We start from the raw sequence: 24,733 nt of genomic DNA on the forward strand, positions 1-24,733 counted from the left end.
AATATGCATGGTCCGCAGGATATCTCTCGCATGACAAGAACGGGTATCTCGAAGTGTCGTGACTAAGCCATCTGCGGCTCCGAATTCAGAGCCGCACCACGTTCTACATGCTCGGCGAAGCGAGGTGCATCGATGTTCGTGCCGCAAACGAGCAGCCCGACCCGCATACCGTCGAGCTGTGCCTTCAGCGGCCCGAACAACGCCGCCGTGGCCGCGGCGGCGGCCGGCTCGGCCACGAGCTTCATGTCGCGGAACAGCCAATGCATTGCGCGCGCGAGTTCGTCGTCCGACACACGCACGATCGCGTCGACATACCGCCGACATAGGCTGAAGCTGTAAGGCAGCGTGTACGGCGCACCCAGGCTGTCGGCGATGGTGGCGACGCGCTCCAGTGTCTGCGTGTGGCCAGCATGGAAGCTGCGGTACATCGCGTCCGCTCCGAAAGGCTCGACGCCCAGCACGACGCAATCCGGATTGATCTGCTTCACCGCTGCAGCGATCCCGCCGATCAGGCCACCGCCGCCGACGGGCACCACGACCGCATCCAGCTGCGGCACCTGGCGCATCAGCTCAAGGCCGACAGTGGCGGTTCCCTGCGCGATCTGCGGCCCGTCGAAAGGATGGACCATGGTGCGGCCTTCCTCATCGACCCAGCGCCTCGCGAGCGCAAATGCCTCGTGCACCGTGTCAGTCAGGTGGACTTCTGCGGCATGGGCTTTGCAGGCGGCAATGCGCACCGGGCTGGCATGGCGCGGCATCGCCAGTCTGGCGTGCGTGCCGACGGAATGGGCGGCATATGCCACCGCTATCGCATGGTTGCCTGCGCTCGCGGCCGCCACACCCTGGCGAAGCGCAGGCGCATCGAGCGAGGCCACGCAGTTCATGGCGCCGCGCAGCTTGAAGCTGCCGGTGTGCTGAAAAAGCTCCAGCTTGAGCCAGACCCTGGTCGAGGGCTTGAGCACCTGCTCGACGATGCCGGACTGCCAGCGCCACACGGGTGTTTCGACGATCAGGCCGTCGAGACGCTTGGCGGTTTGCTGGATCTCGTGCAGCGAGGGCCCGTCAGCGACGCTGGACGTGCACGCGTCCTTGAACAATGAATTCATCAAAAAATCTCCATTCGAGTTGAATCGGCGAGCGTTCTCGCCGTGCCTGGTGCGGTCGGATCGCCGAGCACCGGCCGAGGCCGTAGCTCAACGACCCAGGCAAATTCGAATGGAGAAGTCCCGCACCGCACCGTGCATGCGAGAGACGCGCGCAGCGGCGCATCGCAAGCAGTCGGGGTGGAGGAGACAGGGGGTCACGCGCAATTTATCGCAGCTGGAACAGGGTCAATTGCGCGTCGTGTCAGGTACCCCGGCGGCGTGCGCCTGCTGGTCGGCGTGGTAGCTCGAACGCACCATCGCGCCGACGGCTGCGTGGCTGAAGCCCATCTTGTAGGCCTCGTCCTCGAACATCTTGAAGGTATCGGGATGCACGTAGCGGCGCACCGGCAAATGGCTGCTGCTGGGCGCGAGGTACTGGCCGATGGTCAGCATGTCGATGCCGTGCGCGCGCATGTCGCGCATCACCTGCAGAATCTCGTCGTCGGTCTCGCCGAGGCCAACCATGATGCCGCTCTTGGTCGGCACCTCGGGGTGCAGCGCCTTGAATTTCCTGAGCAGGTTGAGGCTGAACTGGTAGTCGCTGCCGGGGCGCGCTTCCTTGTAGAGGCGCGGCGCGGTCTCGAGGTTGTGGTTCATCACGTCCGGCGGCGCGGCCTTGAGGATCTCGAGCGCGCGGTCGTCGCGGCCGCGGAAGTCGGGCACCAGGATCTCGATCTGCGTCTCTGGCGAGAGCTCCCGGATGTTTCGGATGCAGTCGACGAAGTGCTGGCTGCCGCCGTCGCGCAGGTCGTCGCGGTCGACGCTGGTGATGACGACGTACTTGAGGCGCAACTTCGCGATGGTCCTGGCGAGGTTGAGCGGCTCGTCCTTGTCCAGCGGATCGGGCCGGCCATGGCCGACGTCGCAGAACGGGCAGCGCCGCGTGCACTTGTCGCCCATGATCATGAAGGTGGCGGTGCCGTTGCCGAAGCACTCGCCGATGTTGGGGCAGGAGGCCTCTTCGCAGACGGTGTGCAGGTTGCTCTCGCGCAGGATCTGCTTGATCTCGTAGAAGCGGGTGGTGGGGCTGCCGGCGCGCACGCGGATCCAGTCGGGCTTCTTGAGCACCTCGCCCTGGACCACCTTGACCGGGATGCGTGACAGCTTGGCCGCGGCTTTCTGCTTGGCCAGGGGGTTGTAGTTCTCGGCGCTCTGTGCGTCGCGGACAACGTCGAAGGTGCTCATGACTTCTTTGTCGGGGCTCAGGGTGCGAGGTAGACACCGAGCTTGTTGCCCAGCACCCGCGCCGCTTCGTCCCAGGTTGTTTGAACGCCGATTGTAGAAAGGTCGACGGTTTTCAGGCCCGCGTAGCCGCAGGGGTTGATGCGCGAGAAGGGTTCCAGGTCCATCGCGACGTTGAGCGCGACGCCGTGGTAGGTGCAATGGCGGCTGACCTTGATGCCGAGCGCGGCGATCTTGCCGAGACCACGGAACGGGTCCGAAGCCATCATCGGGCCGGTGAGCGCCGCATGCGAGAACGGATCGTCGAGCCGCACGTAGATGCCCGGCGCGCCCGCGACGCGATGGCCCGTGACGCCGAAGTGCGCCAGTGTGCGGATCACGGATTCCTCGATCCGGTAGACGTACTCCTTCACGTAGTAGCCGGCGCGGCGCAGGTCGATCAGCGGATAGGCGACCACCTGACCGGGGCCGTGGTAGGTGACCTGGCCGCCGCGGTCGGTCTGGACCACGGGGATGTCGCCCGGGTTCAACACATGGCCGGCCTTGCCGGCCAGGCCCTGCGTGTAGACCGGCGCGTGCTCGCAGATCCAGAGCGCATCGGCGACCTCGGGCGTGCGGGCCTGGGTCATGCGCTGCATGGCCTCGAAGGTCGAGGCGTAATCGGTGCGGCCGAGCAGCTCGACCTGCAGGCCTGTGCTCAGAGCACCACCTTCACCATCGGATGCGCGGACAGCGCCATGTAGATGGCATCGAGCTGCTCGCGGCTGGTGGCGGTGACGGTGATGGTCACGCCCAGGTAGTTGCCGGCCTTGCTGTTGCGCAGTTCGATGGTGCTGGCATCGAAGTTGGGATCGAAGCGTTCGGCGATCTCGGTGACGGCATGCACGAAGCCGTCGGCCTTGGCGCCCATCACCTTGATCGGGAACTGCGAGGGGTATTCGATCAGCGATTCCTTGCGCGCGTCCACCGGCGCGCCGGGTTCTGTGTCGGGCGAAATGCTCATGCGGGAACTCCCTTGTCTTGCGTGCTGCGCTGCTTGGCCCGCTGGTAGCCGGCATACAGTGCCTGGTAGATCGCACCCGGACGGCCGCTGCCGATGGTCTGGCCGTCGAGCGCGACGACCGGCAGCACTTCCTTGCTGGCCGAGGACAGCAGCAGCTCGTCGGCGCCGAATACTTCGTCGCGCGCGATGCGCCGCAGCGAAAACGGGATGCCGGCGTCGGCGCAAAGCCCTTCGATCAGCCCGTAGCGAATGCCGGCGAGCACCAGTTCGTCCTTGGGCGGACCGCTGACCGTACCGTCCTTCACGACCCAGACGTTGCTGGACGACGCCTCGCTGAGCCAGTCGCCGCGGAACATGATGGTTTCGGCCGCTCCGGCCTCCACGCTGATCTGGCGTGCCAGCACGGCGCCGAGCAGACTGGTGCTCTTGATGTGCGCCTTCTGCCAGCGGAAGTCGTGCGCGGTGACGCAGGCGACGCCCGCGGCGCGCACGGCGTCGGAGATCGGCTTCTGGGGGTTGACCATCGCGAAGACCGTCGGCGTCAGGCCCTCGGGCATCGCGTGGTCGCGCGGCGCGACGCCGCGTGTGACCTGGAAGTACACGGCCTGCGCGCCGCTGCGCGCAGCCGGCGCACTCGCCTCGATCAGCCGCATCGCCACCTCGCGCCACTGTGCGTGGGTGAGCGGGTTCGCGATGCGCAACTCGGCCAGCGAGCGGTCGAGGCGCGCCATGTGCTCCTCGAAGCCGAAAGGCTGGCCGCCATAGGCAGGCACGACCTCGTAGACGCCGTCGCCGAAGATGAAGCCGCGGTCGAGCACGCTGACTTTCGCATCGCGCAACGGCGTGTAGTCGCCGTCGAGGTAGCACAGGGACTCGGGGAGGGCGTCGAGGATCGGATGCATGAGCGATTATGGTGGGGGCATGCCGGCGCTTTCCAAGCGCGCTGCCATGGCCGCGTCGATGGCCGAGCCTCTTTTCCGAGTCGGGCGCAGGAACATGCCGGAGAGCGGGTGTTTTTTATTTATAATCAATGGCTTTGTCAAAATCTGGGTCGTCATCCGGGCTTCATTCGAAATGAAAACAATCGCCCGAGATGCCCTGAATGCGAGAGTTCCTGAGGAAGTTCAGGACCCGGACGATGACTTCAAGCCGCTGACAGCCGATGAGGCTCGGCGGCTGCGCGACAGGAAGCCATCGATCTCGCCTTGGCGCGTGATCGCGGTTCAGGTCGTTGGGGGGCTGCTGGTGGCATTGGTCACCTGGGGTCTGACGGGAAGGCAAAATCTGGGGTGGTCCGCCGGATACGGTGCGCTGGCAGTGGTCGTTCCCGCTGCGGTCTTCGCACGGGGGCTGACCGGACGGTTTTCATCCCTGAATCCGGGCACTGCGATGTTCGGATTCCTTTTGTGGGAAATGGTCAAGATGGCCTTGACGGTGGCGATGCTGATCGCCGCGCCAAGGCTGATTACGGCGCTGAGCTGGCCAGCAATGCTGATCGGCCTGGTGGTGACAATGAAGGCGGCTTGGGTGGCGGTGATGCTGGCCCCCAGGCGCCTGAAACTGAGAGACGAGTAAACGGATGGCTGCTGAAAACGCTGCGGAACAAGGTCAGACCGCTGGTGAATACATCATTCACCATCTGACGTATTTTCAAAGCCACAAGCCTTCGGGCGTCGTCGACTTCACGGTCTTCAACTTCGATTCGCTGTTCTTCTCCATCCTGCTGGGCGTGATCGGCTGCTGGCTGCTCTGGCTCGGCGCGCGCAAGGCGACATCGGGCGCGCCGGGCCGCTTCCAGGCCGCGGTGGAAATCCTGGTCGAGATGGTCGACAACCAGGCCAAGGGTCTGGTCCACAACGCGACGAGCCGCAAGTTCGTCGCGCCGCTGGGCCTCACGATCTTCGTCTGGATCATGCTGCTCAATGCGATGGACCTGTTCCCGGTCGACCTGTTCCCCGCCCTCTGGGGCAAGGTCGTCGGCGCCACCGGCGAAGATCCTCACCACGCCTACCTGCGGGTCGTGCCCACCGCCGACCTCTCGGTCTGCATGGGCCTGTCGGTCTCGATCCTGCTGATCTGCTTTTATTACAACGTCAAGATCAAGGGCGCCGGCGGCTGGGCCCATGAGCTCGTCACCGCACCTTTCGGCACCAGCAAGAACCCGATCGTCGCGATCGTCCTCGGCATCTGCAACTTCGCGATGCAGATGGTCGAGTTCGTCGCCAAGACCGTGTCGCACGGCATGCGGTTGTTCGGCAACATGTATGCCGGCGAGCTGATCTTCCTGCTGATCGCCCTGATGGGCGGCGCCTGGACCGCCTCGGCGACCGGCGTGGGCCTGGCCATCGGCCACATCATCGCCGGCACGGCCTGGGCGATCTTCCACATCCTGATCATCACCATCCAGGCCTTCGTCTTCATGATGCTGGCACTGGTGTACATCGGTCAGGCGCACGACCACCACTGACCCGCTTTTTCTCGCGTTTTCCTTTCTCTTCAATCAACCAAAGTCCTCTAGGAGTCATCATGGAAGTTATCAGCTTTGTCGCACTGGCCGCCGGCCTGATCATCGGTCTGGGCGCGGTCGGCGCATGTATCGGGATCGGCATCATGGGCAGCAAGTACCTCGAATCCGCTGCACGCCAACCCGAGCTGATGGGTGAACTGCAAACCAAGATGTTCCTGCTGGCCGGCCTGATCGACGCCGCGTTCATCATCGGTACCGGTGTTGCCCTGTGGTTCGCCACGGCCAACCCGTTCCTGTCGCAAATCGCCAACCTGCCGAAGTAAGGCTTTCCCGTCGGACCCGCGTCGTCATTCCCGCGGAACGGCTTAGGTCAATCCCAAAGAGGGTGAAAAGTGAGCATTACCGGTACCCTGATCGTTCAGATGATCGTGTTCCTGATTCTGATCGGGTTCACGATGAAGTTCGTGTGGCCGCCGATCGCCAAGGCACTGGACGAGCGCGCCCATAAGATCGCCGAAGGGCTGGCAGCCGCCGAGAAGGCGAAGTCCGAACTGTCCGCCGCCAACAAGCGCGTCGAAGTCGAACTGGGCCAGGCGCGCAACGAGTCCGCGCAACGTCTGGCCGATGCCGAACGCCGTGGCCAGGCCATCGTCGAAGAGGCCAAGGCCCGCGCCACCGAAGAAGGCAACAAGATCGTCGCGGCCGCCCGGGTCGAGGCCGAGCAACAGGCCGTGAAGGCGCGCGAGGCGCTGCGCGAGCAGGTCGCCGCACTGGCCGTCAAGGGCGCCGAGCAGATCCTGCGCAAGGAAGTGAATCCGGCCGTCCACGCCGATTTGCTGGCCCGCCTGCAGACCGAACTCTGATCGCCATGGCAGAACTCGCCACCATTGCGCGTCCTTACGCCGAGGCCTTGTTCAAGGCGTCTTCGTCGGACCTCCAGGGCACGGCCGCCTGGCTCGACCGCGTCGCGGCCATCTCCGGCAATCCCGAGCTGCAGCAGTTCGCGGACAACCCGAAGGCCACGCCCGAGCAGGTGCTGGGCGTGATCGCCGGTGCCCACGGTTCGGCGCTGCCGCCGGCGGCGGACAACTTCCTGATGGCCTTGCTGGAAAACGGCCGCTTCGCCGTGCTGCCCGAGATCGCCAAGCAGTTCCGCACGCTGGCGAATGCGCAGAGCGGTTCGTCCGATGCGGTGGTGTACAGCGCCTTCCCGATCGACGCCGCAGCGCTCGGCTCTGTGTCCTCGGCGCTCGAAAAGCGCTTCGGCCGCAAGCTGCAGCTCACGGTGCAGCAGGATCCCTCGCTGATCGGCGGCATTCGCGTGGTGGTCGGCGACGAGGTGCTCGACACCTCCGTCAAAGCGCGCCTCGAACAAATGAAAGTTGCGCTGGCAGCCGCCTGAGGCCGTCAGCCCTTACCAAGAAAGAAGGAAAGAGTCATGCAACTCAATCCCGCAGAAATTTCCGAACTGATCAAGAGCCGCATCGAGGGTCTCGGCGTCAGCGCGAACATCCGCAACGAGGGCACCGTGGTGTCGGTGACCGACGGCATCGTGCGCGTGCACGGCCTGTCGGACGCGATGCAGGGCGAAATGCTCGAGTTCCCGCCCAGCGCCGACGGCACGCCGTCGTATGGCCTGGCGCTGAACCTCGAGCGCGACTCGGTCGGTGCCGTGATTCTGGGCGAGTACGAGCACATCTCGGAAGGCGACACCGTCAAGTGCACGGGCCGCATCCTGGAAGTGCCGGTCGGCCCCGAACTCATCGGCCGCGTGGTCAATGCGCTGGGCCAGCCGATCGATGGCAAGGGTCCGGTCAACGCCAAGATGACGGACGTGATCGAGAAGGTCGCGCCCGGCGTGATCGCCCGCAAGTCGGTCGACCAGCCGATGCAGACCGGCCTCAAGTCCATCGACTCGATGGTGCCGATCGGCCGCGGCCAGCGCGAACTGATCATCGGCGACCGCCAGACCGGCAAGACCGCGGTGGCGATCGACGCGATCATCAACCAGAAGGGTCAGAACATGACCTGCGTCTACGTCGCGATCGGCCAGAAGGCTTCGTCGATCAAGAACGTGGTGCGCGCGCTCGAGCAGGCCGGTGCGATGGACTACACCATCGTGGTTGCCGCCTCGGCCTCCGAATCGGCCGCCATGCAGTACGTGAGCGCGTATTCCGGCTGCACGATGGGCGAGTACTTCCGCGACCGCGGCCAGGACGCGCTGATCGTCTATGACGATCTGTCCAAGCAGGCCGTGGCCTACCGCCAGGTCTCGCTGCTGCTGCGCCGCCCGCCGGGCCGCGAAGCCTATCCCGGCGACGTGTTCTACCTGCACAGCCGCCTGCTCGAACGCGCCGCGCGCGTCAATGCCGACTATGTCGAAGCCTTCACCAAGGGCGAAGTCAAGGGCAAGACCGGCTCGCTCACCGCGCTGCCGATCATCGAGACGCAAGCCGGCGACGTGTCGGCCTTCGTGCCGACCAATGTGATCTCGATCACCGACGGCCAGATCTTCCTGGAGACCAATCTATTCAACGCCGGCATCCGGCCCGCCATCAACGCCGGTATCTCGGTGTCGCGCGTGGGCTCGTCGGCGCAGACCAAGGTCATCAAGGGCCTGTCTGGCGGTATCCGTACCGACCTCGCGCAGTACCGCGAACTCGCCGCCTTCGCGCAGTTCGCCTCCGACCTCGACGAAGCGACCCGCAAGCAGCTCGACCGCGGCGCCCGCGTGACCGAACTGTTGAAGCAGGCGCAATACAGCCCGCTGCCGATCTCGCTGATGGGCGCGTCGCTGTTCGCTGTCAACAAGGGCTTCATGGACGACATCGACGTCAAGAAGGTGCTGGCGTTCGAACACGGCCTGCACCAGTTCCTCAAGTCCAGCCACGGTCCGCTGCTCGACAAGATCGAACAGGCCAAGGCGCTCGACAAGGATGCCGAGGCTGAACTGCTGGCTGCCGTGACTGCGTTCAAAAAATCGTTCGCCTGATCGACGACGACCCAAGGAGTCCCAATGGCAGCTGGCAAGGAAATCCGCGGCAAGATCAAATCGGTGGAGAACACCAAGAAGATCACCAAGGCCATGGAAATGGTGGCCGCGTCGAAGATGCGCAAGGCGCAGGAACGCATGCGCGCCGCCCGTCCCTACAGCGAGAAGATCCGCAACATCGCGGCCAATCTCGGACAGGCGAATCCCGAGTACACGCACGCGTTCATGAAGACCTACGAGGTCAAGGCCGCGGGCTTCATCGTGGTCTCGACCGACAAGGGCCTGTGCGGCGGCATGAACACCAACGTGCTGCGCGCCGTGACGACCAAGCTGCGCGAGCTGCAGGCCGGCGGCGCCTCGATCGAGGCGGTGGCGATCGGCAACAAGGGCCTCAGCTTCCTGAATCGCATCGGCGCCCGCGTGGTGTCGCACGTCACCCAGCTGGGCGACACGCCGCACCTCGACAAGCTGATAGGCCCGGTCAAGGTGCTGCTCGACGCCTATGCCGAGGGCAAGCTCGGCGCGGTCTACCTCTGCTACACCAAGTTCATCAACACGATGCGCCAGGAGTCGGTGGTCGAGCAACTGCTGCCACTGGCGGCCGACTCGCTGCAGCTCGAGAAGGGCCAGCATGCGTGGGACTACATCTACGAGCCCGATGCGCAGAGCGTGATCGACGAGCTCCTGGTGCGCTACGTGGAGTCGCTGGTCTACCAGGCGGTGGCCGAGAACATGGCGTCCGAACAGTCGGCACGCATGGTCGCGATGAAGTCCGCCACCGACAACGCCGGCAACGTGATCGACGAACTCAAGCTGATCTACAACAAGACCCGTCAGGCCGGTATCACCAAGGAGCTGTCGGAGATCGTTTCGGGCGCCGCAGCGGCCGCCGGCGTCTGAGCCTTCGCTCGACGTCCCACAGATTCAATTTTTATCGGAGCAGAAGATGGCTCAAGCAAATGCAGTTCAAGGCAAGATCGTTCAATGTATCGGCGCCGTGGTCGACGTGGAATTCCCGCGCGACAAGATGCCCAAGATCTACGACGCCCTGAAGTTCGAAGGCGGTGGCCTCACCCTGGAAGTTCAGCAGCAGCTCGGCGACGGCGTCGTGCGCACCATTGCGCTCGGCTCGTCCGACGGCCTGCGCCGCGGCCTGATCGTGACCAACACCGGCGCGCCCATCACGGTGCCGGTCGGCAAGGCCACGCTCGGCCGCATCATGGACGTGCTCGGCCGTCCGATCGACGAGCGCGGCGAAGTGGGCCAGGAGCTCACCGCCTCGATCCACCGCAAGGCACCCGAGTACGACGAACTCTCGCCGTCGACCGACCTGCTCGAAACCGGCATCAAGGTGATCGACCTGGTCTGCCCTTTCGCCAAGGGCGGCAAGGTGGGCCTCTTCGGCGGCGCCGGCGTCGGCAAGACCGTGAACATGATGGAGCTCATCAACAACATCGCCAAGGCGCACTCGGGCCTGTCCGTGTTCGCCGGCGTGGGTGAGCGCACGCGCGAGGGCAACGACTTCTATCACGAGATGGCCGACTCCGGCGTCGTGAATCTCGAGAAGCTCGAAGACTCGAAGGTGGCCATGGTCTACGGCCAGATGAACGAGCCCCCGGGCAACCGCCTGCGCGTGGCGCTGACCGGCCTGACCATCGCCGAATCGTTCCGCGACGAAGGCCGCGACGTGCTGTTCTTCGTCGACAACATCTACCGCTACACGCTGGCCGGCACCGAAGTGTCTGCACTGCTGGGCCGCATGCCTTCCGCCGTGGGCTACCAGCCGACGCTGGCCGAGGAAATGGGCCGCCTGCAGGAACGCATCACCTCGACCAAGGTCGGCTCGATCACCTCGATCCAGGCCGTCTACGTGCCGGCCGATGACTTGACCGACCCGTCGCCCGCCACCACCTTCGCCCACCTGGATTCCACCGTGGTGCTGTCGCGCGACATCGCCTCGCTCGGCATCTACCCGGCCGTGGACCCGCTGGATTCGACCTCGCGCCAGCTCGACCCCAACGTGGTCGGCGAAGAGCACTACAACACGGCCCGCGCCGTGCAGGGCACGCTGCAGCGCTACAAGGAACTGCGCGACATCATCGCGATCCTGGGCATGGACGAACTGGCGCCCGACGACAAGCTGGCCGTGGCCCGCGCGCGCAAGATCCAGCGCTTCCTGTCGCAGCCCTTCCACGTGGCCGAAGTGTTCACCGGCTCGCCCGGCAAGTACGTGCCGCTGGCCGAAACCATCCGCGGCTTCAAGATGATCGTCAACGGCGAAGCCGACCACCTGCCGGAACAGGCGTTCTACATGGTGGGCGGCATCGACGAGGCTTTCGAAAAGGCCAAGAAGGTCGCTTAAGAAGGAATCACCATGGCAGGCACCATTCATGTGGACGTGGTCAGCGCCGAGGAGTCGATCTTCTCGGGCGAGGCCAAGTTCGTCGCGCTGCCCGGTGAAGCCGGCGAGCTCGGCATCTATCCGCGCCACACGCCGCTGATCACGCGCATCCGCCCCGGCGCCGTGCGCATCGAGACGGCCGACGGCGGCGAGGAATTCGTCTTCGTGGCCGGCGGCATTCTCGAAGTGCAGCCGCATGCGGTCACCGTGCTGTCCGACACCGCGATCCGCGGCAAGGATCTCGATGACGAGAAGGCCAATGTCGCGAAGGCGGCGGCCGAGGAAGCGTTGAAGAACGCCAAGACGGACATCGACATCGCGATGGCGCAGTCGGAGCTGGCGGTCATGGCCGCGCAGCTTGCCGCGCTTCGCAAGTACCGGCAAAAGAAGTAGCTGTCCCCAGGCTTATTGCACTTCGTGTCGCTTCGCCTGACCCCTGCCGGGGCAACACGAGCGGCCCGGCTAGGCCGGTTCCGCGGTGCATCCAAATATCAAGGCCGCCTTCGGGGCGGCCTTTTTCTTGCGGGCGTATGCTCGCCGCGAAGCCCATGCCGTCGAAGAACAAATTCAAAGCGGCCCTCGCCGCCCGCCGCCCGCAATACGGCCTCGTGCTCGGTACCGGCGATCCCAGTGTGCTCGAGATCATCGCGGGCGCCGGCTTCGACTGGTTGTTGCTCGACGGCGAGCATTCGGCGCGCGAAATGGCGGCACTGCCCCAGCAGCTTGCGCTGATCGCAGCTTCCGGAGCCAGCGCCGCGCTGCGGCCGGGAAGCCTCGACAAGGCAGCGTGCGGCCTTTGTCTGGACATCGGCGTGCAGACCCTCGTGGCGCCGCTGGTTGAAAGCGCGAGCCAGGCCCATGGGCTCGTCGCCTCGACGCGCTTTCCGCCGGCGGGTACGCGCGGCGTCGGCACTGCGCTCGCACGCGCGGCCGGCTGGGGACGCGACGCGGACTTTCTGCGGGGCAGCGCGGCCGAACTCTGCATCGTGGCGCAGATCGAATCGGCCGCCGGCGTGCATTGCGCCGGCGAGATCGCGCGGGTCGACGGCATCGATGCCCTGCTGATAGGCCCTTCCGATCTCGCGGCCAGCCTCGGGCATCTCGGCCAGCCTTCCCATCCGGAGGTCGAAGCGCAGATCGCCGAGGCCGTGACCGCAGCCCTCTCCGGCGGCAAGGCCGCCGGCATCTTCGTGCGCGACCCCGATGCCGCGGCGCGCTACCTGCGCCTGGGGTGCAGCTTCTTCATCGTCGGCGTCGATATGGCGGTCATGGCGGGTGCCTTCGACGCCCTGCGCGCCGGCTACGCCGCTCGCCCGGACTGAGTCCGCGGGCGCGTGAGGCCCGCGCCGTGCGGCCGGCTGACCAGCGCATGGACCAGGTCGCAGGCCCAGCGCTGCGCCCCAGAAGCTTTGGCATGCCGCAGCGCGACCATGCCGATCTGCACCGGCGCCAACTCGAAGGGCGGCGCATGCAACTGAAGCCCTTCGTGAGCGGCCGCATCGCGCAGGAACACGCCCTGGCTGTGGGTGGCGAACAGCGTGGAATGGCGCAGCAGATCGGGCACGCGCGAGTAGGTCGGCACCACACAGCGCACCCGCCGAGCGCAGCCGATCGCGCGCAAGGCCTCGTCCACCGAACCGAATTGCTCGCTGCCCACTTCGACGCTCAGATGGTCGGCCTGCAGATAGCGTTCCAGCGTCAGTGCCGGCAGTTCCACCTCTTGAGAGCAGGCGACGACATAGGGCTCCGAGAGCAGCACCCGGCATTCGAGATCCGGGTGCCGGCAAACCGGGTTGCCGACGATCGCGAGGTCGAGTGCGCCGGACAGCACCATCGGCTCGGCCGCGTAGCGATTGATCGAACGGACCACGAGGCGCACGCCCGGCGTACGGCGTTCGATCTCCATCCACAGTCGCGGGGACAGCAACTGCTCCTCGTAGTCGGTCATGCCGATGCGCAGATCGAAGCTGTCGCGCTGCGCATCGAAGCCGCGTTGCCGCCCGCGCAGCGAATCGATCAGCGAAACCGCTTGCGCGATCGTCGGATAGAGCGCCTCGCCAAGCGCTGTCGGCTGCATCTCGCCGCCGCGCACGACGAACAACTCGTCGCCCATCAACGTCCGCATCTTCGACAGCGAATGGCTGATCGCCGACTGGCTGCGGTGAATGCGGCGCGCTGCCGTGGTGACGTTGCGCGCCTCGTAGACGGCAAGAAAGGCCAGCAGGTATTGGATCTCGATGCCGAACGGCCGCGGCGCGTCGGCCGCCACCGAGCCGGCGCGTGAAGCCCGAAGGCTGGAATGAATGATCTTCATGGCGGTGCTTCGCATTATTCATGCCGCGGCGCCCTCGGGGCGCATCAATTGCTCCACACTCGACATCGGCAGTTCAAGGCCGCGCGCAACCGACGGTCCTGCCCAAGTCTTCCCTTCCACGACAGCGACGAGATCCGACGATGACTGCACGCCGCACTTTCCTGCTTGCCGCCGCCCTGGCGCCCCTTGCACCGCTGGGCTATGCCGCCTCGGGCAGCGACTTTCCACAGAAGCCGATCCGGCTCATCGTGCCCTTTCCGCCCGGGGGCGGCGTCGACCAGATCGCGCGCATCCTCGGCCCGCAGTTGTCGCAGGCGCTGGGGCAGTCGGTCGTGATCGACAACCAGGGCGGCGCGGGCGGCGCGATCGGGGCCGGCGCGGTCAAGCGCGCGAACCCGGACGGCTACACGCTGCTGATGGGCACCGCCAGCACGCACGGCTCGAACTACGTGGTCCAGAAGGACCTGCCCTATGACCCGGTCAAGGATTTCGAGCCGATCAGCCTGCTGATGGAAGCCCCCTACGTGCTGGTGGCCAACAAGTCTGTGCCATACGACAGCATCGCGCAGCTCAACACCTACGCCAACGCGCATGCCGGCAAGGTCAACTTCGGCAGCTACGGCATCGGCAGTTCGAACCACCTGGCCGCCGAACTCTACAAGGCGCTGTCAGGCGCGAACATCACCCACATTCCCTACCGCGGCGCGGCGCAGGCCATGACGGCGCTGCTGGCCGGCGAGATCGACATCACCTTCGACACCCTGCCCAACGTCGTGCCTTACCTGAAGGCACGGACCGTCAAGGCGCTCGGCGTCGGCGCGCGCCAGCGCAGCCCGCTCTTTCCCGACATCCCGACGGTGATCGAGTCGGGCGTGCCGGGCTACATCTCGGGCACCTGGTTCGGCGTCTGGGCGCCCAAGGGCACGCCGCCCGGGGTGATCCGCAAACTCGACAACGCCTTCGTTCAGTCCTTGCACAAGCCCGCGGTCGCGAAGATCTTCGAGGACGCCGGCAATCACGTGCTGGCCGCCGGACCCGCTGCATTGAAGGCGCGCGTGAGCGCGGAGATCGAAGGCCTGCAGCGGCTCGTCAAAGAGCGCGGACTGCGCTTCGACTGACACGGTGCAAGTTCAATCAGATACACGAAAGACGAAAGGCGATTTCATGAGCGTACAAGCGATGCAGGCCAGGGATGGCGCGACGGCCGCGACGAGCGCGATCAGGGTCACGCCCACCGGTGCCGCAGTCGGCGCGCGGGTGGAAGGCGTGGACCTGCGCGCCGGCGTGAACCCGGAGCAGCTCCACACGATCGTGGACGCGCTCGGCCGCTTCGGCATGCTCTACTTTCCCGGTCAGGACCTTGACGACGAATCGCTGATGGCCTTCAGCCGCCTGTTCGGCAGCGAACTCGACATCCATGCGCTGACGCAGTTCGCCAAGCCCGGCCATCCCGAGATCTTCGTGCTGAGCAACATCGTCGAAAACGGTCGCCCGCTGGGTGCCTCCGATGCGGCGCAGTACTGGCACACCGACCTGTCCTATTCGCCGACGCCCAGTCGCGTCTCGCTGCTCTATGCGCTGAAGGTGCCGCAGGACGAGACCGGCCCGCTCGGCGATACGGAATTCGCCAGCACTGCTCAGGCCTATGCAGACCTGAACGCATCGACCAAGGCGCTCGTGGCAGGACGGCGCGCCTTCCACGACGCCAAGAAGGAAAAGCCCCGGCCGGGCTCTCACTTCACGCGGCCGCTGAGCGTCGATGTCGACCAGCGGCTGCAACAGGTGAGCCATCCGATCGTCCGCACCCACAAGGACAGCGGCGCCCAATGCCTCTACGTCAACGAAGGCTTCACCACGGCGATCGATGGCCTACCGCCCGAGGAGGGCAGCGCGCTGCTGCACCGCCTGTTTGACCACATGACGCAACCCCGCTACATCTACCGGCACAAGTGGCAGACCCATGATCTGGTGATGTGGGACAACTGCCTGACGATCCACCAGGGCATCCCCAACTACGGCCCCCACCAGCCGCGGCTGATGAACCGCACCATCGTGAAGGGCGAAGTCCCGTTCTGAGTCGACGCCGCGCCGCGCGGCCCTCCGATCGGCCGGAAACAGGTCGAAGTTCAGTCTTGTTGGGCTGAAGCCCAGCGCCTAGTATTCGCGTTCGCCCGAACCCGGAGACAAGCGCTTGGCCCCCTGGAGCCGACTCACCGCCGATGAGATGCAGCTGCTGGAGACCACCTTCTGGTCGGCCGGCGGCTCGCGCCATGGCATGGCCGAAGGGCTGGGCTTTTCGAAGAGCAAGGCCAATGCGCTGATCGCCGGACTCGTCGATCAGGGGCTTCTGGCCGAAGCCGGCCTGCAGCGTTCGTCGGGCGGACGCCGGCCCGAAAACCTCCAGCTGCATGCCGGGCTCGGCGTGCTGCTCGGTGTCGACATCGGCGCCACCAGCCTCGACGTCGCGGTGCTGCGGCCCGACCTCCGCGTGCTGGCCCATCATGGCGAACCGGCCGACGTGCGCGAAGGCCCGGGCGTGCTGCTGGCGCGCGTGCGGGTGCTGATGCGCGAGCTGCTTGCGCAGAGCGGCTTCGACGCCAGGCAGGTGATCGGCATCGGCATCGGCGTGCCGGGCCCGGTCAACTTCGAGATCGGCCAGCTGGTGAACCCGCCGCTGATGCCGGCCTGGGACAGCTTCTCGATCCGCGACTACCTGCGCGAGGACTATGCGGCGCCGGTGTTCGTCGACAACGACGTCAACCTGATGGCGTTGGGCGAACTCTGGCGACTCAAGCGCTCGCTGTCCAACTTCCTTGTCATCAAGGTCGGCACCGGCATCGGCTGCGGCATCGTGTGCCATGGCGAGGTGTACCGCGGCGCGGCCGGCTCGGCCGGTGACGTCGGCCACATCTGCGTCGATCAGGAAGGCCCGCGCTGCCATTGCGGCAACCTGGGTTGCGTCGAGGCGATGGCCGCCGGGCCGGCGATCACACGCATGGCCGTGCAGGCGGCAGAGGCCGGCGAGAGCGCCGCGCTGGCCGAATGCCTGCGCGTCCAGGGCCGCATCGAGGCCACCGACGTCGGGCAGGCCAGCCGTGCCGGCGATGCGGCGGCCAACGCGATCGTGCAGCGCGCCGGCAGCCTGATCGGTCAGATGCTGGCGTCGATCGTCAACTTCTTCAACCCCTCGCATGTCTTCATCGGCGGTGGCATCACGCGCATCGGGCCGCTGTTCCTCGCGGCGGTGCGCCAGAGCGTCTACCAGCGTTCGCTCGCGCTGTCGACGCGGCACCTGGAGATCCAGTACACGCCGCTCGGCACGCAGGCTGGACTGATCGGCGCCGGCGTGCTGGCGATGCACGAGACGCTCAAGGTGCGCGGGGTCGCGCCATGACCGTGAGCGCCGCCGCCGTCGCGCCGGCCGCAAAGGCCGCTGTCGCCGTCGAGTTCGACGGCGTGCTCAAGGCCTTCGGCCCGGTGCAGGTGCTGCACGGCGTGAGCTTTGCGATGGCGCCGGGCCACGTCTACGGCCTGCTCGGCGAGAACGGCGCCGGCAAGTCGACGCTGATGAAGATCCTCGCCGGCTACGAGGCGCCGAGCGGCGGCGGCGTGCGCGTCAACGGGCAGGCGCGGCAGTTCGCCGGCTCGCGCGATGCCGAGGCGCTGGGCATCGTGCTGATCCACCAGGAATTCAATCTGGCCGACGACCTGAGCGTGGCGCAGAACATCTTCCTCGGCCACGAAAAGAAGCGCGGCTGGCTGCTCGACGACAAGACCATGGACCGCGAAGCGGCCGCCGCGCTGGCGCAGGTCGGCCTGCACATCGATCCCGCTACCAAGGTGCGCCGCCTGATCGTGGCCGAAAAGCAGCTGGTCGAGATCGCGAAGGCGATCGCGCGCCATGCGCGCCTGCTGATCATGGACGAGCCCACCGCCACGCTCACCCGCAGCGAGACCGAGCGCCTCTTCAAGCTGATCGCTCGGCTGCGCGCCGATGGCGTGACCATCGTCTACATCTCGCACAAGCTCGACGAGGTCGAGCGCGTGACTGACGAGGTGATCGTGATGCGCGACGGCCGCTTCGTCGCGCGCGCGCCGACCGCCGAGCTCACGCGCCACCAGATGGCGAACCTGATGGTCGGCCGCGAGCTGGCCGACCTGTACCCGCCGCGCGATCCGGTCGCGGCCGCCGATGCGCCGGCGCTGCAGGTGCGCGACTTCAGCGTGTCGGGCTGGGCGCAGGACGTGAGCTTCGAAGTGCGGCCCGGCGAGATCCTCGGCTTCGCCGGCCTCGTCGGCGCCGGCCGCACCGAACTCTTCGAAGGCCTGCTCGGCCTGCGGCCCGCGAGCGGCCGGGTCGAGATCCTGGGCCGGCCTCTTTCCACCGGCAAGGGCTGGCGCAAGCCGCGCGATGCGGCACGGGACGGCCTTACCTACCTCAGCGAAGACCGCAAGGGCAAGGGCCTGCACGTGCACCTCGGCCTGCGCCAGAACCTCACGCTGATGGCACTCGAACGCTATGCCACGCCCTGGCTCCAGCCCGAGGCCGAGCGCGGCGCGCTGGCCGAGGCGGTGAAGGAGTACGGCATCCGCACCGGCGACCTCGACGCGCGCGCCTCGTCGCTGTCGGGCGGCAACCAGCAGAAGCTCGCGCTCGCCAAGGTGCTGCAGCCGAAGCCGAAGGTGGTGGTGCTCGACGAGCCCACGCGCGGCGTCGACGTCGGCGCCAAGCGCGACATCTATTTCCTGGTCCAGCGGCTCGCACGCGAGGGGTTGGCCGTGATCGTCGTCTCGTCGGAGCTGGTGGAGCTGATCGGGCTGTGCCACCGCGTCGCGGTGATGCGCGCCGGCCGACTGGTCGCCACGCTCGACGCCGCGCAGCTGACCGAAGAGCAGCTCATCGCCCACGCCACCGGAACCGCCACCGCCCATGCCTGAGACCACGCCCGAAAGCTCCACCGCCGCCGCGCACCGCGCGCCGGACAAGGCCCGCTGGCTGCACCGCCTGTACGGCCTCGGCCCGGTCATCGGCCTGGTGTTGCTGTGCATCGCCGGCACGCTGCTCAACAGCGACTTCGCGACCTTCGACAACGCAATGAACGTGCTCACGCGCACCGCCTTCATCGGCATCATCGCGGTCGGCATGTGCTTCGTGATCATCTCGGGCGGCATCGACCTGTCGGTGGGCTCGATGGCGGCGCTGATCGCCGGCTGCGTGATCATGTTCATCAACGAGATGGGGCCGCTGCTCGGCTCGCCGCTGGCGGCGGTGGTGCTCGGCGCCGTGCTGGCCGTGGTGCTGGGCGCGGTGTTCGGGCTCGCGCACGGGCTGCTGATTACCAAGGGCCGCATCGAGCCCTTCATCGTGACGCTCGGCACGCTCGGCATCTTCCGCGCCTACCTCACCTACTTCGCCAACGGCGGCGCGCTCACGCTCGACAACGACCTGTCGGACCTCTATGCGCCGGTCTACTACGCGAGCCTGCTCGGCATCCCGGTGCCGGTGTGGGTGTTCCTCGTCGTCGCGCTGATCGGCGGCCTGATCCTCAACCGCACCGCCTACGGCCGCTACGTGCAGGCCATCGGCTCCAACGAGCAGGTGGCGCGCTACGCGGCGGTCGACGTCGACGGCGTGAAGATCCTCACCTACGTGCTGCTCGGCGTCTGCGTCGGCATCGCGACCCTGCTCTACGTGCCGAGGCTCGGCTCGGCCTCGCCGACCACCGGCCTGCTGTGGGAGCTGGAGGCGATCGCCGCGGTGATCGTCGGCGGCACCGCGCTCAAGGGCGGTGCGGGCAGCATCACGGGCACCGTGGTCGGCGCCATCCTGCTCTCGGTCATCAGCAACATCCTGAATCTCACCAGCATCATCAGCGTGTACCTCAACGCCGCGGTGCAGGGCTTCGTGATCATCATCGTCGCCTTCCTTCAAAGGGGAAAGCGATGACCCGCCCCGCTGGCTACGCGCATTCATTTCATCGGCCCGTTCCCGTTTCACTCAACCACCAGGAGACAAGCAGCATGACATCCATCACACGACGCCTTGCACTCACCGCCGTTGCGGCGGCGACCTTCGCTGCGCTGCCCGCGCTGGCCGACGAGAAGGTCAACCTCGGCGTGTCGATTCCGGCCGCCACGCACAGCTTCATGGGCGGCATCAACTACTGGGCCAACCAGGCGAAGAAGGATCTCGAGAAGGCGCACAAGGACCTGAAGATCACCATCAAGACCGCGGCCAACGCGCCCGAGCAGGCAAACCAGCTGCAGGACCTGTCGACCGTCACCAAGATCAACGCGCTGGTCGTGTTCCCCTTCGAGTCGGCCGCGCTGACCAAGCCGGTGGCGCAGGTCAAGGCCAAGGGCGCCTACGTGACGGTGGTCGACCGCGGCCTCACCGACACCAGCGCGCAGGACGCCTACGTGGCCGGCGACAACACGGCCTTCGGCAAGATCCCGGCCGAGTACATCGCCAAGAAGCTCAACGGCAAGGGCAACGTGGTGGCGCTGCGCGGCATCGCGACCACGCTGGACAACGAACGCATGGATGCCTTCAACTCGGTGCTCAAGAACTATCCCGACATCAAGCTGCTCGACGCCAAGTACGCCAACTGGAATCGCGACGACGCCTTCAAGGTCACGCAGGACTACCTCACGCGCTTCAAGGACATCGACGCCATCTGGGCCGCCGACGACGACATGACGGTGGGCGTGCTCAAGGCGATCGAGCAGGCCAAGCGCAACGACATCAAGATCGTGTTCGGCGGCGCCGGCGCCAAGGACATGGTCAAGACCATCATGGACGGCAAGAACAAGATGATCGACGCCGACGTGAGCTACTCGCCCAAGTTCATCTACGACGCGATCAAGCTCACGGCCGAGGCGCGGCTCAAGGGCGAGAAGCTGCCGGCGACCACGATCATTCCGTCGGTGCTCATCACCAAGGACAACGCGAAAGAGTTCTACCACCCGAACTCGCCTTTCTAAGACTCTCCCCCAGGCTTCGCGCACCTCGTGCCGCTTCGCCAACCCCCTCGCCGGGGGCGACGCCAGCGGACCGGCGAAGCCGGATCCGCGGCGTCCCGCGAAAGGGGCTCGGGCTCGCGGCTGATCGGTATCCATGACTGACTCTATGTTCCCCCGCAAGCTGCGCTACGCCATGGTCGGCGGCGGGCGCGATGCCTTCATCGGCGCGGTGCACCGCAAGGCGATCGCGCTCGACGGGCAGGTCGATCTCGTCGCCGGCGCGTTGTCGTCGAGCGCCGAGAAGGCCCGCGCCTCGGGCCGCGACCTGTTTCTTGCCGACGACCGCAACCATGGCGACTGGCAGCGTCTGCTCGGCGACGAGCTTCAGCGTGCGCCGGACGAGCGCATCGACTTCGTCTCCATCGTCACCCCGAACCACCTGCACTTCCCGGTGGCGCAGGCCTTCGTCGATGCGGGCTTCCATGTGGTGTGCGACAAGCCGCTGGTGCATACGCGCGAACAGGCCGACGCGCTGGTCGCGGCGGTCGCACGCCAGGGCACGGTGTTCGGCGTCACCTACAACTACACCGGCTATCCGATGGTGCGCCAGGCGCGCGAGATGGTGCGCGCGGGCGCGCTGGGCGAGATCCGCAAGGTGGTGGTCGAGTACAACCAGGGCTGGCTCGCGACACGCCTCGAGGACGGCGGCAACAAGCAGGCCGCGTGGCGCAGCGACCCGGCGCGCAGCGGTGCCGCCGGTGCGATGGGCGACATCGGCTCGCATGCCGAGAACCTCGTCGCCAGTGTGACCGGCCTCGAGATCGAAAGCCTCTGCGCCGACTTGAGCGCGCTGGTGCCCGGCCGCGCGCTCGACGACGACGCCGGCGTGCTGCTGCGCTTTCGCGGTGGCGCGCGCGGCGTGCTGGTGGCCTCGCAAATCAGCACCGGGCTCGAGAACGACCTGCGCCTGCGCGTCTCGGGCACCCTCGGCACGCTCGAATGGCGGCAGGAGCGGCCGAGCCAGTTGACGCACCTGCCGCACGACGGCCCGAAGCGCATCCTCACGCGCGGCGCGCCCTGGCTGTGCGAAGCCGCGCAGCGCGCGAGCCGCCTGCCGAGCGGCCATCCCGAGGGCTTCATCGAGGCCTTCGCCAATGTCTATGCCGGCGTGGCGGCGGACATCCGTGCGCGGCTGGCGGGCGGCACGGCCGATCCGCTGGCTGCCGACTATCCGCGCGTCGAAGAAGGCGCGCGCGGTGTGCGCTTCATCGAGCGCACGCTGGCTTCGGCGACGAGCGAGCTCAAGTGGACGGCCTGGTGAGCCGCCGGCGACACGGATGACCGGCGCACCAGCCTTGGCGAAGCGCGGCCATCCGTTGCCGGGGCGTGGAGAAATCAGCCGCGATCGCCTATGCTTTCATGCCAGCTGACCTGGCGCGCGGCATCGCCCGGACTTCGGGTTCCCGCGCCTTTCCCGGAGGAACGACCATGAAGACCGTCGCGCAGATTCTCAAGGCGAAAGGCGACCAGGCGGTTCATACCATGGCGCCCACGGCCTCGGTGTTCGACGCGGTCGCGCTGATGGCGCAGAAGAACATCGGCGCGCTCCTGATTCTGGAGAACGACCGGATCGTCGGCATGTTCACCGAGCGCGACTATGCACGCAAGATCGTCCTGCTTTCGCGCGCGTCGAAGGACACATCGCTGCACGAGGTGATGACCACCTCGGTCATGTACGTGCGTCCCGACCAGACCACCGAGGAATGCATGGCACTGATGACCGAGAACAGGGTGCGCCACCTGCCGGTCATCGACGGCGGCAGGCTGACGGGCCTGATTTCGATGGGAGACCTCGTCAAGGGCATCATCTCGGAGCAGAAATTCATCATCGAACAGCTCGAACACTACATTTCCGGAGAGCGCAGCTGAGCTTCGGCGCACCCATGGACCTGACGCCCGAAGACCTCGCGCACCTCAGCGCGCGCACGCTTGCGCACTACGACCGGCAGGCGGAAGACTTCCGGGCCGCCACGCGCGACCACGACGTGCGCCAGAACATCTCGGCGCTGCTCGCGGCCATCGAGGCGCCGCCGCCGTTCGAGATTCTGGATTTCGGCTGCGGGCCGGGGCGCGACCTTCTCGCGTTCAGGCGGCTCGGTCATCGCGCGACCGGGTTGGAAGGATCCGCGCAGCTCGCGCAGATGGCGCGCGCAGACAGTGGCTGCGAGGTGCTGGAGCAGAACTTCCTTTGGCTGGATCTGCCGGCCGGCCGCTTCGACGGCGTGTTCGCGAACGCGGCGCTGTTCCATGTCCCCACGCAGGCCTTGCCGCGCGTGCTGCGGGAGCTGCATGCGGCGCTGAAGCCGGGCGGCGTGCTGTTCAGCTCGAATCCGCGCGGCGACGGGCAGGAGGGCTGGCGCGGCGAGCGCTACGGCGCCTTCCACGATCTGGCGGCATGGCGACAGCACATGACGGCCGCCGGCTTCGTCGAGCTCGGCCACTACTACCGCCCCGCCGGCCTGCCGCGCGAGCAGCAGCCGTGGCTGGCCAGCGTGTGGCGCAAGCCGATATCCTGAGCGGGCGCGAACTGGCACCATGGCCGTCCCTGAGTTCAACGGAGACACCGCCATGAGTTCATTTCGTCGGTCCCTGGCCGTGAGCGGCGTGCTGCTCGCGAGCGCTCTCGGCGCGCATGCTGCCGGCTTCGCGCTGCACAGCCCCACCATCAAGCCGAACAGCACGCTCAGCGACGCCCAGGTCTTCAACGGCTTCGGCTGCAGCGGCAAGAACATCTCGCCCGCGCTGTCGTGGAGCGGCGCGCCGGCCGGCACCAGGAGTTTCGCGCTGACCCTCTATGACCCGGACGCGCCGACCGGCTCCGGCTGGTGGCACTGGGTGGTCTACGACATCCCGGCCACGGCCACCGGTGTGCCCGAGGGCGCGGGCAACGGCGACGGCAAGGGGCTGCCGGCCGGCAGCGTGCAGGGCCGCACCGATTTCGGCGCGGCGGGCTTCGGCGGCGCCTGCCCGCCGGCCGGCGACAAGCCACATCGCTATGTGTTCACGGTCTACGCGCTGAAGGTCGACAAGCTCGACGTGCCGGCCGACGGCACGGCGGCGCTGGTCGGCTTCGCCGTGCACGCCAACATGCTCGGCGAAGCGAAGTTCAGCGCGCGCTACGGCCGCAAGAACTGAACGGCTAGGTGGAGGCCGCCTCCATCGCGGCCTCGTACTTGCCTTCGCTGGCTGCGCCGTTCAGTCGGGCGCGCTTGAGCAGCGCGTCCTGCGCCGGGCGCAGCTGCGCGGCCTTTCCCTGCCAGGCCTGCAGCACCGGATCCTGCAACGCGCGCCCGTACGAGAAGCTCAGCGACCACGGCTGCGCGCCGAGCCGGTTCAGCGCATCGAGATTGGCCGTCGCTTCGGCGGGCGACTGGCCGCCGGACAGGAAGTTGATGCCGGGCACCGCCGCGGGCACCGTGCGCCGCAGCACGCGCAGCGTCGCGGCGGCTACCTCGGCCGGCGACGCCTGTTGTGCGTGGGTCTTGCCGGGCACCACCATGCTCGGCTTCAGCAGCATGTGTTCGAGCGCCACCCGATGGCGCTGCAGCGCGCGGAACACTTCCTGCAGCACGGCCTGCGTGACCTCGGCGCAGCGCGCCATCGTGTGATCGCCGTCGATCAGCACCTCGGGCTCGACGATCGGCACCACGCTCTCGGCCTGGCAGATCGCTGCGTAGCGCGCGAGCGCTTCGGCATTGGCCTCGACCGCGGCCCGACTCGGCAGCGTCGCGGAGACGTTGTAGACCGCGCGCCACTTGGCAAAGCGCGCGCCGTGCTGCTTGTACCCTTGCAGCCGCTCGGCGAGCCCGTCCAGGCCCTGCGTGATCTCGTCGCCCGGCGACAGGGCCAGCGGGATCTTGCCGGCATCGACCTTGATGCCCGGCACGATGCCCTGCCGCGCCGCGAGTTGCGGCAGCGGCTCGCCGTCGTCGGCGTTCTGCGTCAGCGTCTCTTCGTAGAAGATGACGCCGCTGAGGTAGCGGCCGGCCTGCGGCGTCGTCAGCAGCAGGCTGCGGTAGGCGCGCCGGTTTTCCTCGGTCGAGTCCAGCGCGATCGCCTTGAAGCGCTTCGCGATCGTCGGACCGCTTTCGTCGGCGGCAAGAATGCCCTTGCCCTTCTGGACCAGTGCGTCCACAGTGGCTTGAAGTTCGGTGGTCATGGCGTGTACTCCGTTCGAGCCGTCCAGTCTGCTGCCGCGAGGCGGTC

Annotated in this window: 27 protein-coding genes; 20 read left to right on the forward strand and 7 right to left on the reverse strand. The window is 66.9% G+C overall.

Features of this window, described 5'->3' with window-relative positions; translation table 11 throughout:
* Nucleotides 1-62: 62 nt before the first annotated feature.
* The 5 genes from E5P2_RS01860 to E5P2_RS01880 form a co-directional block, all read right to left on the reverse strand.
* Nucleotides 63-1,106, reverse strand: coding sequence for a threonine ammonia-lyase (locus E5P2_RS01860; protein ID WP_162565476.1), 1,044 nt, complete (start codon nt 1,104-1,106; stop codon nt 63-65).
* Nucleotides 1,107-1,331: 225 nt separating this feature from the next.
* Nucleotides 1,332-2,330, reverse strand: coding sequence for a lipoyl synthase (gene lipA, locus E5P2_RS01865; protein ID WP_162565477.1), 999 nt, complete (start codon nt 2,328-2,330; stop codon nt 1,332-1,334).
* Nucleotides 2,331-2,347: 17 nt separating this feature from the next.
* Nucleotides 2,348-3,016 carry a lipoyl(octanoyl) transferase LipB gene (lipB, locus tag E5P2_RS01870; protein ID WP_443083543.1) on the reverse strand — a complete coding sequence of 223 codons (669 nt, stop codon included), beginning with the start codon at nt 3,014-3,016 and terminating at the stop codon, nt 2,348-2,350.
* An 8-nt stretch (nt 3,017-3,024) separates the two neighbouring features.
* A complete protein-coding gene (locus tag E5P2_RS01875; protein ID WP_162565478.1) occupies nt 3,025-3,330 on the reverse strand; it encodes a YbeD family protein in 306 nt (101 codons plus the stop codon).
* Entirely contained in the window at nt 3,327-4,232 is a 906-nt protein-coding gene (locus tag E5P2_RS01880) for an aminotransferase class IV (RefSeq protein WP_162565479.1), read from the reverse strand. The genes E5P2_RS01875 and E5P2_RS01880 overlap by 4 nt, the downstream gene beginning before the upstream one ends.
* A 172-nt stretch (nt 4,233-4,404) precedes the next feature.
* On the opposite strand from E5P2_RS01880, the gene E5P2_RS01885 reads away from it, so the two are divergent.
* The 10 genes from E5P2_RS01885 to E5P2_RS01930 all read left to right on the forward strand — a co-directional run bounded on the left by E5P2_RS01885 (nt 4,405) and on the right by E5P2_RS01930 (nt 12,512).
* A complete protein-coding gene (locus E5P2_RS01885) occupies nt 4,405-4,905 on the forward strand; it encodes an ATP synthase subunit I (RefSeq protein WP_162570306.1) in 501 nt (166 codons plus the stop codon).
* A 4-nt stretch (nt 4,906-4,909) separates the two neighbouring features.
* Nucleotides 4,910-5,797: a F0F1 ATP synthase subunit A gene (gene atpB, locus E5P2_RS01890; RefSeq protein WP_162565480.1), complete on the forward strand. Its 888-nt coding sequence runs from the start codon at nt 4,910-4,912 to the stop codon at nt 5,795-5,797.
* 59 nt (nt 5,798-5,856) lie between these two features.
* Nucleotides 5,857-6,120 (forward strand): F0F1 ATP synthase subunit C, encoded by a 264-nt coding sequence (gene atpE / locus E5P2_RS01895; protein ID WP_162565481.1) that lies wholly within the window; start codon nt 5,857-5,859, stop codon nt 6,118-6,120.
* A gap of 69 nt (nt 6,121-6,189) precedes the next feature.
* Nucleotides 6,190-6,660 (forward strand): F0F1 ATP synthase subunit B, encoded by a 471-nt coding sequence (locus tag E5P2_RS01900; RefSeq protein ID WP_162565482.1) that lies wholly within the window; start codon nt 6,190-6,192, stop codon nt 6,658-6,660.
* Nucleotides 6,661-6,665: 5 nt separating this feature from the next.
* Nucleotides 6,666-7,199 (forward strand): F0F1 ATP synthase subunit delta, encoded by a 534-nt coding sequence (locus E5P2_RS01905; protein WP_162565483.1) that lies wholly within the window; start codon nt 6,666-6,668, stop codon nt 7,197-7,199.
* Between the two features lie 36 nt (nt 7,200-7,235).
* Nucleotides 7,236-8,789: a F0F1 ATP synthase subunit alpha gene (gene atpA / locus E5P2_RS01910; RefSeq protein ID WP_162565484.1), complete on the forward strand. Its 1,554-nt coding sequence runs from the start codon at nt 7,236-7,238 to the stop codon at nt 8,787-8,789.
* A gap of 24 nt (nt 8,790-8,813) precedes the next feature.
* Nucleotides 8,814-9,689, forward strand: coding sequence for a F0F1 ATP synthase subunit gamma (atpG, locus tag E5P2_RS01915; protein ID WP_162565485.1), 876 nt, complete (start codon nt 8,814-8,816; stop codon nt 9,687-9,689).
* 46 nt (nt 9,690-9,735) lie between these two features.
* Nucleotides 9,736-11,151, forward strand: a complete 1,416-nt coding sequence (atpD, locus tag E5P2_RS01920) for a F0F1 ATP synthase subunit beta (RefSeq protein ID WP_162565486.1) — start codon at nt 9,736-9,738, stop codon at nt 11,149-11,151.
* Between the two features lie 12 nt (nt 11,152-11,163).
* Complete coding sequence (locus tag E5P2_RS01925; RefSeq protein ID WP_162565487.1) at nt 11,164-11,583, forward strand: F0F1 ATP synthase subunit epsilon; 420 nt, start codon at nt 11,164-11,166, stop codon at nt 11,581-11,583.
* 137 nt (nt 11,584-11,720) lie between these two features.
* Nucleotides 11,721-12,512 (forward strand): HpcH/HpaI aldolase family protein, encoded by a 792-nt coding sequence (locus tag E5P2_RS01930; protein WP_162565488.1) that lies wholly within the window; start codon nt 11,721-11,723, stop codon nt 12,510-12,512.
* Here the strand turns inward: E5P2_RS01930 and E5P2_RS01935 are convergent.
* On the reverse strand, nt 12,491-13,504 hold the full coding sequence (locus tag E5P2_RS01935) for a LysR family transcriptional regulator (RefSeq protein ID WP_162565489.1): 1,014 nt from the start codon (nt 13,502-13,504) through the stop codon (nt 12,491-12,493). The two genes, E5P2_RS01930 and E5P2_RS01935, sit on opposite strands and share 22 nt — an antisense overlap.
* Before the next feature lie 140 nt (nt 13,505-13,644).
* Between E5P2_RS01935 and E5P2_RS01940 the strand changes: the two genes are divergently transcribed.
* The 10 genes from E5P2_RS01940 (at nt 13,645) to E5P2_RS01985 (ending at nt 23,662) form a co-directional block, all read left to right on the forward strand.
* Nucleotides 13,645-14,622: a Bug family tripartite tricarboxylate transporter substrate binding protein gene (locus E5P2_RS01940; protein WP_162565490.1), complete on the forward strand. Its 978-nt coding sequence runs from the start codon at nt 13,645-13,647 to the stop codon at nt 14,620-14,622.
* Between the two features lie 46 nt (nt 14,623-14,668).
* Nucleotides 14,669-15,580: a TauD/TfdA dioxygenase family protein gene (locus E5P2_RS01945; protein WP_162565491.1), complete on the forward strand. Its 912-nt coding sequence runs from the start codon at nt 14,669-14,671 to the stop codon at nt 15,578-15,580.
* Nucleotides 15,581-15,728: 148 nt separating this feature from the next.
* Nucleotides 15,729-16,898, forward strand: coding sequence for an ROK family protein (locus E5P2_RS01950; RefSeq protein ID WP_162570307.1), 1,170 nt, complete (start codon nt 15,729-15,731; stop codon nt 16,896-16,898).
* Nucleotides 16,895-18,442, forward strand: coding sequence for a sugar ABC transporter ATP-binding protein (locus E5P2_RS01955; protein ID WP_162565492.1), 1,548 nt, complete (start codon nt 16,895-16,897; stop codon nt 18,440-18,442). The genes E5P2_RS01950 and E5P2_RS01955 overlap by 4 nt, the downstream gene beginning before the upstream one ends.
* On the forward strand, nt 18,435-19,451 hold the full coding sequence (locus E5P2_RS01960; protein ID WP_162565493.1) for an ABC transporter permease: 1,017 nt from the start codon (nt 18,435-18,437) through the stop codon (nt 19,449-19,451). Before E5P2_RS01955 ends, E5P2_RS01960 begins: the two co-directional genes overlap by 8 nt.
* 74 nt (nt 19,452-19,525) lie before the next feature.
* On the forward strand, nt 19,526-20,488 hold the full coding sequence (locus E5P2_RS01965) for a substrate-binding domain-containing protein (RefSeq protein WP_162565494.1): 963 nt from the start codon (nt 19,526-19,528) through the stop codon (nt 20,486-20,488).
* Nucleotides 20,489-20,633: 145 nt separating this feature from the next.
* A complete protein-coding gene (locus tag E5P2_RS01970; protein ID WP_443083496.1) occupies nt 20,634-21,788 on the forward strand; it encodes a Gfo/Idh/MocA family protein in 1,155 nt (384 codons plus the stop codon).
* Between the two features lie 167 nt (nt 21,789-21,955).
* Nucleotides 21,956-22,396, forward strand: a complete 441-nt coding sequence (locus E5P2_RS01975) for a CBS domain-containing protein (protein WP_162565496.1) — start codon at nt 21,956-21,958, stop codon at nt 22,394-22,396.
* Nucleotides 22,397-22,410: 14 nt separating this feature from the next.
* Entirely contained in the window at nt 22,411-23,043 is a 633-nt protein-coding gene (locus E5P2_RS01980; RefSeq protein ID WP_162565497.1) for a class I SAM-dependent methyltransferase, read from the forward strand.
* Nucleotides 23,044-23,095: 52 nt separating this feature from the next.
* Nucleotides 23,096-23,662 (forward strand): YbhB/YbcL family Raf kinase inhibitor-like protein, encoded by a 567-nt coding sequence (locus tag E5P2_RS01985; protein ID WP_162565498.1) that lies wholly within the window; start codon nt 23,096-23,098, stop codon nt 23,660-23,662.
* Nucleotides 23,663-23,666: 4 nt separating this feature from the next.
* On the opposite strand, the gene E5P2_RS01990 is transcribed toward E5P2_RS01985, so the two are convergent.
* Entirely contained in the window at nt 23,667-24,686 is a 1,020-nt protein-coding gene (locus tag E5P2_RS01990; protein ID WP_162565499.1) for a class I fructose-bisphosphate aldolase, read from the reverse strand.
* Between the last annotated feature and the right edge of the window lie 47 nt (nt 24,687-24,733).

Source organism: Variovorax sp. SRS16 (assembly GCF_901827165.1).
Classification (GTDB): Bacteria; Pseudomonadota; Gammaproteobacteria; order Burkholderiales; family Burkholderiaceae_C; genus Variovorax.

Coding starts and splice junctions, on each gene's coding strand:
- E5P2_RS01860 (WP_162565476.1), bottom strand. CDS start 1,106: ATGAATTCATTGTTCAAGGACGCGTGCACGTCCAGCGTCGCTGACGGG.
- lipA (WP_162565477.1), bottom strand. CDS start 2,330: ATGAGCACCTTCGACGTTGTCCGCGACGCACAGAGCGCCGAGAACTAC.
- E5P2_RS01875 (WP_162565478.1), bottom strand. CDS start 3,330: ATGAGCATTTCGCCCGACACAGAACCCGGCGCGCCGGTGGACGCGCGC.
- E5P2_RS01880 (WP_162565479.1), bottom strand. CDS start 4,232: ATGCATCCGATCCTCGACGCCCTCCCCGAGTCCCTGTGCTACCTCGAC.
- E5P2_RS01885 (WP_162570306.1), top strand. CDS start 4,405: ATGAAAACAATCGCCCGAGATGCCCTGAATGCGAGAGTTCCTGAGGAA.
- atpB (WP_162565480.1), top strand. CDS start 4,910: ATGGCTGCTGAAAACGCTGCGGAACAAGGTCAGACCGCTGGTGAATAC.
- atpE (WP_162565481.1), top strand. CDS start 5,857: ATGGAAGTTATCAGCTTTGTCGCACTGGCCGCCGGCCTGATCATCGGT.
- E5P2_RS01905 (WP_162565483.1), top strand. CDS start 6,666: ATGGCAGAACTCGCCACCATTGCGCGTCCTTACGCCGAGGCCTTGTTC.
- atpA (WP_162565484.1), top strand. CDS start 7,236: ATGCAACTCAATCCCGCAGAAATTTCCGAACTGATCAAGAGCCGCATC.
- atpG (WP_162565485.1), top strand. CDS start 8,814: ATGGCAGCTGGCAAGGAAATCCGCGGCAAGATCAAATCGGTGGAGAAC.
- atpD (WP_162565486.1), top strand. CDS start 9,736: ATGGCTCAAGCAAATGCAGTTCAAGGCAAGATCGTTCAATGTATCGGC.
- E5P2_RS01925 (WP_162565487.1), top strand. CDS start 11,164: ATGGCAGGCACCATTCATGTGGACGTGGTCAGCGCCGAGGAGTCGATC.
- E5P2_RS01930 (WP_162565488.1), top strand. CDS start 11,721: ATGCTCGCCGCGAAGCCCATGCCGTCGAAGAACAAATTCAAAGCGGCC.
- E5P2_RS01935 (WP_162565489.1), bottom strand. CDS start 13,504: ATGAAGATCATTCATTCCAGCCTTCGGGCTTCACGCGCCGGCTCGGTG.
- E5P2_RS01940 (WP_162565490.1), top strand. CDS start 13,645: ATGACTGCACGCCGCACTTTCCTGCTTGCCGCCGCCCTGGCGCCCCTT.
- E5P2_RS01945 (WP_162565491.1), top strand. CDS start 14,669: ATGAGCGTACAAGCGATGCAGGCCAGGGATGGCGCGACGGCCGCGACG.
- E5P2_RS01950 (WP_162570307.1), top strand. CDS start 15,729: ATGCAGCTGCTGGAGACCACCTTCTGGTCGGCCGGCGGCTCGCGCCAT.
- E5P2_RS01955 (WP_162565492.1), top strand. CDS start 16,895: ATGACCGTGAGCGCCGCCGCCGTCGCGCCGGCCGCAAAGGCCGCTGTC.
- E5P2_RS01960 (WP_162565493.1), top strand. CDS start 18,435: ATGCCTGAGACCACGCCCGAAAGCTCCACCGCCGCCGCGCACCGCGCG.
- E5P2_RS01965 (WP_162565494.1), top strand. CDS start 19,526: ATGACATCCATCACACGACGCCTTGCACTCACCGCCGTTGCGGCGGCG.
- E5P2_RS01970 (WP_443083496.1), top strand. CDS start 20,634: ATGTTCCCCCGCAAGCTGCGCTACGCCATGGTCGGCGGCGGGCGCGAT.
- E5P2_RS01975 (WP_162565496.1), top strand. CDS start 21,956: ATGAAGACCGTCGCGCAGATTCTCAAGGCGAAAGGCGACCAGGCGGTT.
- E5P2_RS01980 (WP_162565497.1), top strand. CDS start 22,411: ATGGACCTGACGCCCGAAGACCTCGCGCACCTCAGCGCGCGCACGCTT.
- E5P2_RS01985 (WP_162565498.1), top strand. CDS start 23,096: ATGAGTTCATTTCGTCGGTCCCTGGCCGTGAGCGGCGTGCTGCTCGCG.
- E5P2_RS01990 (WP_162565499.1), bottom strand. CDS start 24,686: ATGACCACCGAACTTCAAGCCACTGTGGACGCACTGGTCCAGAAGGGC.